At 70.1% G+C, this 8,528-nt stretch carries 13 protein-coding genes and 1 pseudogene; 8 read left to right on the top strand and 6 right to left on the bottom strand.

What is annotated here, in order from left to right:
- On the top strand, positions 1-232 hold a 232-nt coding region (locus tag VGD44_RS18490; protein WP_331089845.1), incomplete at its 5' end, for a fatty acid desaturase.
- Here VGD44_RS18490 and VGD44_RS18485 read toward each other — a convergent pair.
- Positions 213-608, bottom strand: a complete 396-nt coding sequence (locus VGD44_RS18485) for an MmcQ/YjbR family DNA-binding protein (protein ID WP_331089844.1) — start codon at positions 606-608, stop codon at positions 213-215. The two genes, VGD44_RS18490 and VGD44_RS18485, sit on opposite strands and share 20 nt — an antisense overlap.
- Positions 609-680: 72 nt before the next feature.
- On the opposite strand from VGD44_RS18485, the gene VGD44_RS18480 reads away from it, so the two are divergent.
- The 3 genes from VGD44_RS18480 to VGD44_RS18470 are packed head-to-tail and all read left to right on the top strand — an operon-like array spanning position 681 to position 2,098.
- Positions 681-995: a hypothetical protein gene (locus VGD44_RS18480; RefSeq protein WP_331089843.1), complete on the top strand. Its 315-nt coding sequence runs from the start codon at positions 681-683 to the stop codon at positions 993-995.
- Positions 996-1,044: 49 nt separating this feature from the next.
- Positions 1,045-1,701 carry a methyltransferase gene (locus VGD44_RS18475; RefSeq protein WP_331089842.1) on the top strand — a complete coding sequence of 219 codons (657 nt, stop codon included), beginning with the start codon at positions 1,045-1,047 and terminating at the stop codon, positions 1,699-1,701.
- A gap of 43 nt (positions 1,702-1,744) precedes the next feature.
- The gene (locus VGD44_RS18470; RefSeq protein ID WP_331089841.1) at positions 1,745-2,098 is read left to right on the top strand and encodes a VOC family protein; all 354 of its coding nucleotides are present in this window, start codon (positions 1,745-1,747) and stop codon (positions 2,096-2,098) included.
- On the opposite strand, the gene VGD44_RS18465 is transcribed toward VGD44_RS18470, so the two are convergent.
- The 3 genes from VGD44_RS18465 to VGD44_RS18455 all read right to left on the bottom strand — a co-directional run bounded on the left by VGD44_RS18465 (position 2,095) and on the right by VGD44_RS18455 (position 3,750).
- Complete coding sequence (locus tag VGD44_RS18465; RefSeq protein ID WP_331089840.1) at positions 2,095-2,520, bottom strand: hypothetical protein; 426 nt, start codon at positions 2,518-2,520, stop codon at positions 2,095-2,097. The two genes, VGD44_RS18470 and VGD44_RS18465, sit on opposite strands and share 4 nt — an antisense overlap.
- Positions 2,521-2,604: 84 nt before the next feature.
- The gene (locus tag VGD44_RS18460) at positions 2,605-2,964 is read right to left on the bottom strand and encodes a hypothetical protein (RefSeq protein WP_331089839.1); all 360 of its coding nucleotides are present in this window, start codon (positions 2,962-2,964) and stop codon (positions 2,605-2,607) included.
- Between the two features lie 78 nt (positions 2,965-3,042).
- Positions 3,043-3,750, bottom strand: a complete 708-nt coding sequence (locus VGD44_RS18455; RefSeq protein WP_331089838.1) for a hypothetical protein — start codon at positions 3,748-3,750, stop codon at positions 3,043-3,045.
- 176 nt (positions 3,751-3,926) lie between these two features.
- Here VGD44_RS18455 and VGD44_RS18450 point away from each other — a divergent pair, with 176 nt between their 5' ends.
- Positions 3,927-5,687: a gamma-glutamyltransferase family protein gene (locus VGD44_RS18450; protein WP_331089837.1), complete on the top strand. Its 1,761-nt coding sequence runs from the start codon at positions 3,927-3,929 to the stop codon at positions 5,685-5,687.
- 106 nt (positions 5,688-5,793) lie between these two features.
- Here the strand turns inward: VGD44_RS18450 and VGD44_RS18445 are convergent, their stop codons facing one another.
- Positions 5,794-6,498, bottom strand: a complete 705-nt coding sequence (locus VGD44_RS18445; protein WP_331089836.1) for a cistern family PEP-CTERM protein — start codon at positions 6,496-6,498, stop codon at positions 5,794-5,796.
- A gap of 293 nt (positions 6,499-6,791) precedes the next feature.
- On the opposite strand from VGD44_RS18445, the gene VGD44_RS18440 reads away from it, so the two are divergent.
- Genes VGD44_RS18440 through VGD44_RS18430 form a run of 3 tightly spaced genes read left to right on the top strand, consistent with a single transcriptional unit; the run spans position 6,792 to position 8,058 of the window.
- Positions 6,792-7,379 (top strand): YdeI/OmpD-associated family protein, encoded by a 588-nt coding sequence (locus tag VGD44_RS18440; protein ID WP_331089835.1) that lies wholly within the window; start codon positions 6,792-6,794, stop codon positions 7,377-7,379.
- Positions 7,376-7,729 (top strand): MmcQ/YjbR family DNA-binding protein, encoded by a 354-nt coding sequence (locus VGD44_RS18435; protein ID WP_331089833.1) that lies wholly within the window; start codon positions 7,376-7,378, stop codon positions 7,727-7,729. The genes VGD44_RS18440 and VGD44_RS18435 overlap by 4 nt, the downstream gene beginning before the upstream one ends.
- Positions 7,726-8,058: an MmcQ/YjbR family DNA-binding protein gene (locus VGD44_RS18430; RefSeq protein ID WP_331089831.1), complete on the top strand. Its 333-nt coding sequence runs from the start codon at positions 7,726-7,728 to the stop codon at positions 8,056-8,058. The genes VGD44_RS18435 and VGD44_RS18430 overlap by 4 nt, the downstream gene beginning before the upstream one ends.
- A gap of 266 nt (positions 8,059-8,324) precedes the next feature.
- Here VGD44_RS18430 and VGD44_RS18425 read toward each other — a convergent pair.
- Positions 8,325-8,528 (bottom strand): annotated as a pseudogene (locus VGD44_RS18425) (hypothetical protein); the annotation flags it as partial.

The following is an 8,528-nucleotide window of genomic DNA, read 5'->3' as shown; positions in this document are numbered from 1 at the left end:
CGTGAACTACCACTGCGAGCATCACATGTTCATGCATGTGCCCTGCTACAACCTGCCCCGCACGCACCGCCTGCTGACGGCCAAGGGCGTGATGCCGGGCATGCTGACCGCGCCCAGCTACTTCGACGTGCTGCGCCAGGCGTCCAGCAAGCCCGCCAGCGAGGACCAGGGCGGCGGCGCCACGCCCGAGGAGCGCGGCGTGCACCAGACGGCTATCCAGTCGCTCTCGTGAGCCGCTTCGGCGCGGCGAGCATCCAGCTGGACCTGAGCCGCGCCTCGACGAGGTCCCAGTCCACCCGCCCTTCGGCGAGACACACCGCGACCCAACCCGACGGCCAGAGGTAGGCCGGCTTCGAGTAGGTGTCGGGGTCGGCCTCCCACAGGAACTCCTGCTCGTCGCGCCCGCTCGTCTTGACGCAGACGCAGCTGAGGCCGTCGCCGTGATGGTTGTGGCGGAAGTAGGCGAACATCTTGCCGGCCACGTCGAAGGCCGGGATGCCGTGGCTGATCCGCTCGCCGGTCTCCGGCAGGGCGAGGCAGAGGTCGCGCAGGCGCTGTTCGGCGGCGGCGGGGTCGGAGGCCAGCATGGAGGCCCACACTAAAGGCATTGCGCCGCTCCCGCGCGATCCCATATTCGAAGTGGAGGGCGTACTCACCTCTCAGGGATCGGGAGCTGCCCGATGGACCTCGCCGCCGCACCGCTCAGGACGAAGGCCGACCTCGACCGCGCGATCGCCGAAGCACGCCAGCTCGCGAGCCGGCTCGATCAGTCCACCCCATTGGAAAGGGCGCGGTTCGAAGCCCTGCTTGCCCGGATTTCGGCCTACCCCGGCTCGGGGCTCGCAGCCGACCCGGAGCGGGAGCGCCATGAGGCGTTCGACGGGCATCTGAAGGCCTTCGGGGACCGCTGGCGCCGCGACGAGACGGCGGCCAAGGGTGAGCCCTGGAAGCCTTTGCTGGGTGGCGACGTCCGGCCCCCGCGCACGACGCGCTGAGGGCCCGATCGCCGTTGACCTCGCCGCCCCGGCGGACGAGGAAGCGGCGATGATCCCCCGAGCAACGCACCGGCAGTTCATCCTCGACCACACGCGGCCGCAGCATCCGCCGCACACGCCCGAGCTCACCCTGCGCCTCGCCGACGAGGTGACGCCGCTCTGGCGGATGACCGAGGAGGCCCTGGCCGAGATCGGCCTGCCGCCGCCGTTCTGGGCCTTCGCCTGGGCCGGCGGGCAGGCGCTGGCCCGTTACGTCCTGGATCATCCCGAGCTGGTCGCGGGGAAGGCCGTCGTCGACTTCGCCTCAGGCTCGGGGATCGTCGCGCTGGCCGCGGCGAAGGCGGGCGCCGCCCGCGTGCTGGCCGCCGACATCGACCCCTTCTGCGGCGCGGCCGTGGCGCTGAACGCCGAGGCCAACGGCGTTGCCGTCGACTTCACCGACACGGACCTGCTGGACGCCCCGCCACCCGCCTGGGCCGACGTCATCCTGGCCGGCGACATCTGCTACGAGAAGCCGCTCGCCGAGCGGGTGATGGCCTGGCTGGGCGCCGCGCGGGCGGTCGGGGCCAACGTGCTGATCGGCGACCCGGGCCGCAGCTACTTCCCCCGCCAGGGCCTTGCGAAACTCGCCGAGTACCAGGTGCCGACCACCCGCGAGCTCGAGGACATGGAAGTGAAGAAGACGGCGGTCTGGACTCTGCCTTGAGGCGTCGCTAGGTTTGGAACAAACGACGAACAGGGAGCCCGCCATGCACGAGGACGGCAAGGTCGACTACGTGGAGCTGCCCGGCGGGGACCTGCCCGCCGCCAAGGCCTTCTATACGGCCGCGTTCGGCTGGAGCTTCACCGACTACGGCCCCGACTACGCCGCCTTCAACGAAGGCCTCGACGGCGGCTTCCACGCGGGCCAGGCGGACGAGGGCGCGGTCGCCAAGCCGCTGGTGATCCTCTACGCCCACGACCTCGAGGCCATGGAGGCCAAGGTGCGCGCGGCCGGCGGCCAGATCACCAAGGCCATCTTCAGCTTCCCCGGCGGCCGCCGCTTCCACTTCACCGACCCGGCCGGCAACGAGCTGGCGGTGTGGAGCGAGGGCGGCGCCTAGAACTTCGTCGCATCCGGGCTGTTCGGGACGGACGAGCAGGCGCCCGAGAAGGCGCCGAAGGTGGCCGCGCCGGTGCGGCGGTCGATGGCGAGCTTCGCGCGGTCGATGCGGTTCCACTTCATCCGGCCGCGGATCTGCAGCCGGTCGACCGTGACGTCGGTCAGTTCGTACCAGCCGTCCTTCGACTCCTTCGAGAACAGCGGGACCGAGCTCTTCGGCGGCCTCACGCGGACCTTGCCGCCGTCGACCGCCACGCCCAGCTGGGCCGCGGCGCGGCCCTCGCCGTAGCCGACGCCGCCGTAGTAGGCGCGGCCGGTCCAGACGTAGGGGGTCATGGCCACCACCGTCGCGTCCGTGCCGGTGCAGAGCAGCGTCAGGCTCGCCGCTTCCTGCCCGTGGGCCGCCGACGCCAGGGCCGCCACCGCGAGACCCCCGAGAACCCCTGCACGAACCCCTGCACGCACGTCGCCACCCCTTGTCCTGAACGGGCCGATCCTAGTGCGGATTCACCCCCGCCCGCCAGAGCGCCGCCCCAGCGCCAGCGGCGCGAGCGCCGCGACGATCCCCGCCAGGTTCGAGGCCAGGTCCTTCCACTGGAACGTCCCGGAGACCAGGCCGAAGATCTGCATGACCTCGAAACCGCCGCCGACCGCCAGATAGGCCCCGCCGATCCACCATGGGTTCACCCGCGGCAGCGAGGCGATGGTCAGCACCGTCAGCAGGTAGCCGTAGGCCACGTGCTCCACCACGTCGGCCGGCGGGACCGAGCGCTCGGCGTTGTGGTGCGGGTCGATGGCGCCGGCGAACGCGACCGCCAGCACCGCAAGCAGGGTCGCGCGGGCGATCCAGGGCATGATGGACTTCATGGCGGCCTTGATAGGGATGCCCGGTGCTCCGCGCCACCGCCCGCCTGCGGGTGAGGAGAAGAGGGGCTGTGACGCGCCCTACGCCGTCGCCGGCCGCGCCCGGCGCCGCGGAACGCGCACCCGCACCAGCCAGAAGGCCATCAACGCCAGAGGGGCGAGGCCCAGGATCATCGCCAGCGGGCTGCCGCGCAGCCAGTCGGGCTGGAAGTTCGGCTGGCCGAAGAAGTACGAGCCGGTGGCGACGAAGAACGCCAGGCTCATCCGCCACAGATGCCGCGCCGTGCGCGCCACACCCGCGATCCCGCCGGCCCGCAGCATCGCCACGTCCCGGAGCGCCGCCAGCGCCGAGATCCCCGCGAAGGCATAGACCGGCCCGAACTCGCCCGCCCCGCCGCTGCGGACCGCCAGGTAGAGGCCCACCAGCGCCATCCCCACTGGGATCACCACCAGCCCGACCTCGGCGCGGCCCACCTCGCCGGGCCGCCGCCGCGCCGTGAGCCAGGCCGTCAGCGTCAGGTAGAGCGTGAAGATCGCCGCCGGCGTGTTGACCCACTGCGCCTCGGTCAGCATCGGGGCCGTGATCGCCGCCACGCCGGTCATGGCCAGCATCGCGCCGAAGAAGACCTTGCCGGCCAGCCGGTGGGCCCGCCCGCCCTTCTTCGCCGCCATGGCCACGTAGCCGGAGGCGATCGCCAGGCTCCCGCCGCCGATGTGCAGCACCAGCGCCGTTGCGGCGGCCGCGTGCGCGATCCAGGGGGCGTCGGCGGCGAGTTCAACGTTGGCCATGGGTCCTCCTGATCCCAAGCCTAGGCGCCCTGCCGTCGCGAGCCATGACCGCCGGCGCCAAACGCATGATCCGAGGCGCCAGGACTTCAGGCGCCCCGCCCGCCGCATGTTTCAGCCCGTCCATCGCGGCGCCCGCGGCATCTGCTAAACCTCTGCCGCCACAGTGGAGTCCCTGGATGCGCCGCCGCACCTTCCTCGCCGCCCTGCCCGCCGCCGTCGCTGCGCCCGCCTTCGCCACCTCCCGCGCCGAGAACCCCAACCGCGACCGGCCCGACGTGCGCCATGGCGACCGCATCGACGGCGCCACCTTCGCCAGCCGCTCGGCCGCCTGGGGCGTCCATGGCGCGGCGGCCACGGCGCATCCGCTGGCGACGCTGGCGGCCATCGAGATCCTGAAGGCCGGGGGCTCGGCGGTGGACGCCGCGATCGCGGCCAACGCCGTGCTGGGCTACGGCGAGCCCATCGCCTGCGGCATCGGCGGCGACTGCTTCGTGCTCTTGTGGGACCCGAAGACGAAGAAGGTCATCGGTCTGAACGGCTCGGGCCGCAGCCCGCGCGGCCTCAGCCTCGAGGAGATCCGCCGGCGCGCCACGCCAAAGGGCTTCATCCCCTCGCACGGCGCCATTTCGGTCAGTGTGCCGGGCGCCGTCGACGCCTGGTGGAGCCTGCACCAGCGCTACGGCAAGCTGCCGTGGAAGGACCTGCTGCAACCCGCCATCCGCCACTGCGAGGAAGGTGCGCCGATCGTCCAGAACACGGCGTTCTACCTCGAAGCCTCGAACCGCAGCTTCTCGGCCAACAAGGCGATCGAGGAGATCGAGAACTTCAAGAAGGTCTGGGTGGCCGATGGCCGCACGCCGCGCGAGGGCGAGATCTTCAGGAACCCGCAGCTTGCCCGCACCTACCGCCTGATCGCCGAGGGCGGCGGCCGGGCCTTCTACGAGGGCGAGATCGCCGAGACCATCGAGCGCTACTTCAAGCGGATCGGCGGCTGGATGACCAGGGCCGACCTCGCCGCCCACAAGACCGAGTGGGTCGAGCCCCGCAGCATCGACTACCGCGGCCTCGACGTCTGGGCGCTGCCGCCGAACAGCCAGGGCTTCGTCACCCTGCAGATGCTGGCCATGCTGGCCGAGTTCGACGTCAAGGCCATGGGCTTCCAGTCGGCCGCCGCCATCCACCATGCGGTGGAAGCCAAGCGCCTCGCCTTCGAGGACCGCGCCCGCTTCTACGCCGACCCCGCCATCTACCGGCAGCCCACTGACTGGTTGCTCTCGAAGGACTACGCCCGCGAGCGCGCGAAGCTGATCCGGCCCGACCGCATCGCGCCGAACCTCTCGGCGGGGCAGGCGCCCAGCCGCGGCGACACCACCTATTTCACCACCGCCGACCAGGACGGGATGATGGTGTCGATCATCCAGTCCAACTACCGCGGCATGGGCTCGGGCCTGATGCCCGACGGCCTGGGCTTCATGCTGCAGGACCGCGGCGAACTGTTCGCGCTGACGGACGGCCACCCCAATCTCTACGGGCCCGGCAAGCGGCCCTTCCAGACCATCATCCCGGGCTTCGCGACCAAGGGCGGCCAGCCGCTGCTGAGCTTCGGTGTCATGGGCGGCGACATGCAGCCCCAGGGCCAGACCCAGGTGGTCTCCAACCTCGTCGACTTCGGCCTCGGCCTGCAGGAGGCCGGCGACGCCCCGCGCTGGCACCACGACGGCGGGTCCGAGCCGACGGGGGAGGACCTGGGCCAGCCCGGCGTGCTGAACCTGGAGACCGGTGTGCCCGCCGCCACCCAGGCCGAGCTCGCGAAGATCGGCTGGCAGATCAAGCCCGCTCCAGGCGGCTATGGCGGCTATCAGGCGATCCAGAGGTGGCCGGGCCGCTATGCGGCGGCCACCGAGATGCGCAAGGACGGCGTGGCGCTAGCGTACTAGCGCCTCCGCTTCCTTCGCGGCCAGCACGGAACCCCGGTGGGTGCTACCGGGGTCCCGCTCTGCGCGTGGCGCGTCGACTCCGGGGGTACAGCGGAGCCGGGGAGGCCTACGCAGCTAGCTTGGCCAGGCTGCGCCGGTTACGGCGGAGCATCGCCCCGGCGCCACCGAAGCCAAGGATCATGAGCGCCCAGGTTCCGGGCTCGGGAATCTCGTTCCCGCCGCCGCCGCCGCAGTCGCCGTTGACGCAGGGCACGCCCCTGCCGACGCCCGATCCCTCGCCATCCGGGCCAAGGGACTGGTACCTGACGTAGAAGTTGGTCAGGTCGATACCGCCGGCCCCCGGATCGACCAGGAAGCTGAGGGTCAGGAAGCCCGTGCCGGTCTCACCGACCGCCACACCGTCGCCACCGCCACCGGAGCAGTTGTTCGTGTTGTCGGAGGCGCAGAATTCCACGTCGGGCAGGCCGCCCGGCACGTTGCCGGAAGCCCATTGGTCGAATTCTCCGCTGACTGTGGCGTCATCGAAGTCCGGATTGACGTTGAACCCGAAGGCCGTGAGTCGTGAGAGCAGGTCATCGCCGGCCGAGTTGTTCGACAGCGAATACGAGAAATTGTAGTCGAAGGAGCCGGTGATGCTGAGCAGCGTCAGCGTCAGGTCGGCGTCGAGATCCAGGTCAACGACCCCATCGACAATTCCATTGAAGTCGAGGGAAGCCGTGTCTCCTGCCGTGGCGAAGGTCACCGCGTTGGCTGATCCCGCGGCAAATGACAGCGCGAGCGCCGCAGCTGCCGAAAGCAAGGCGTGTTTCATGTCGCAAGGGCCCCCTTAGCCCACAGACTTCACCCCGACCTTGGAAGGACCGAGCCTACAGGGGCTGGCGTCCAAGTAAATGAGGGAAGCCATAACAATATCAAATGCGTAACCTTGACCATAACAACTTGACGTGAGCTTGCCCACCTTCGACGAACAATACCTCGACTTGATCGACGATTGATTTCGCCCAGAGGTTGACTTGGATACAAGTCCTGGGCGTGCCGGGCTCGGCTAGCCCCAAGTCTATGGGTCCCGGGACAAGCCCGGTCATGTCGATCCATAGTGGAGTAATGACCGCCCCCACCTTCTTCGAAACCGCCGCCGACTGGCGCGCCTGGCTCGAAAAGCACCACGATACGGCCGACGAACTGTCGGTCGGCTTCTGGAAGCGCGACAGCGGCAAGCCGTCCATCACCTGGCCGCAGAGCGTGGACGAGGCGCTGTGCTTCGGCTGGATCGACGGCGTGCGCCACCGGATCGACGACGAGACCTATCGCATCCGCTTCACCCCGCGCCGGGCGGGCAGCACCTGGAGCCAGGTCAACCTCAAGCGCTTCGCAGAGTTGAAGGCGGCCGGCCGGATCGCGCCGGCCGGACAGGCGGCGCTCGACGCGGCGAAGTCTCGCGGTCCCACCTACTCGTACGAGCGGCCCGCCGACGAGTTCACGCCGGCGGAGACGAAGGCGTTCAAGGCGAACAGGGCGGCGTGGACCTTCTGGCGGTCGTGCCCGCCCGGCTATCGCAAGCTGAACACCCACCGCGTGACGGCGGCCAAGCGCGCCGAGACCCGGGCGAAGCGGCTGCAGGGCCTGATTGACGCCTGCGCCGCGGGGATCAGAATCGACGCCATGCAGCCGCTGCCGAAGGTCAAGCCATGACCCCCGAGGAGATGCGCGAGATCGCGCTCAGCTTTCCCGGCGCCGAGGAGGGGATGAGCTACGGCCGCCCATCGTTCAAGGTGAACGGCAAGTTCTTCACCCGCCTGCGCGCCGAGGACAATTCCATGGTCCTGCTCGAGGTGCCGTTCGACGAGCGCGAGATGCTGATCGAGGCCGAGCCCGGGACCTTCCACTTCACGGCCCACTACAAGGACTATCCCAGCGTGCTCGCCCGCCTGGAGCACCTGCACCCTGGCTCGTTCCGCGCCTTCCTCGAGCGTCGCTTCCGCAAGGTGGCCAAGAAGTCGGTGGTGAAGGCCTGGGAGGCGGAACAGGCCGCCGCTGGATGACCGAGGCCGAGTTCCGCGCCCTCTGCCTGTCGTTCCCCGATGCGGTAGAGGGGTTCAACATGGGGTCCACCTACTTCAAGGCAAACGGCAAGGACCTCGCCCGCCTGCTGGGCGGCGGCCGCGCCTACTTCACTGGCGTGCCGGTCGAGGAGGTCGAGATGCTGGTCGAGGCCGAGCCCGGGACCTACTGGGCCGACAACCACTACAAGAACGCCCGCTGCGTCGTGGCCCAGCTGGAGCCGCTGTCAGCCGAGGTGGCCCGCGGCTTCCTGGAGCGGCGCTTCCGGCAGGTGGCCAAGAAGGCAGTGCTGAAGGCGTGGGAGGGCTGAGCGGGACGGCCCGGACGCGCCGGGCCGCCCCTCGCGGCTAAAGGACGAACTCCGCCGCGCCCAGCGAGCCGCCGGCCATCACCAGGATCTGGAAGTCGGCCACGGCGTCGCCGTCGATGTCGCCACCGACGCGGACATGTTGACGCCCTGGGCGGCATGGAAGGTGGTCATCTCTGGAGTCCCTGGAATTCGGGGAGGTTCACGCGCCGGGCGAAACCGGCCGCACGTCCAAGGGCGTGAGATATCGCCTCACATCGTGAGGGGGGTCAGCCCGGCCAGATGTCGGGAAGCTTCGCCGCCAGCCACTTCGCCAGCGCCGCGTTCACGTCGCGCGGCTTCTCCTGCGCCATCCAGTGGCCGGACTCGACCACCGCCTCGGTGAGGTCGGCGCAGTGGGCCCGCATGGGCTCGGCGAGCCGCGAGTCCATCGTCTCGCAGACCGTGTCGTAGGCCCCGTGCAGGAAGAGCAC

The sequence above is a fragment of the Phenylobacterium sp. genome, assembly GCF_036402295.1.
GTDB lineage: Bacteria > Pseudomonadota > Alphaproteobacteria > Caulobacterales > Caulobacteraceae > Phenylobacterium.
This window is presented reverse-complemented; position numbering and strand designations above follow the sequence as displayed.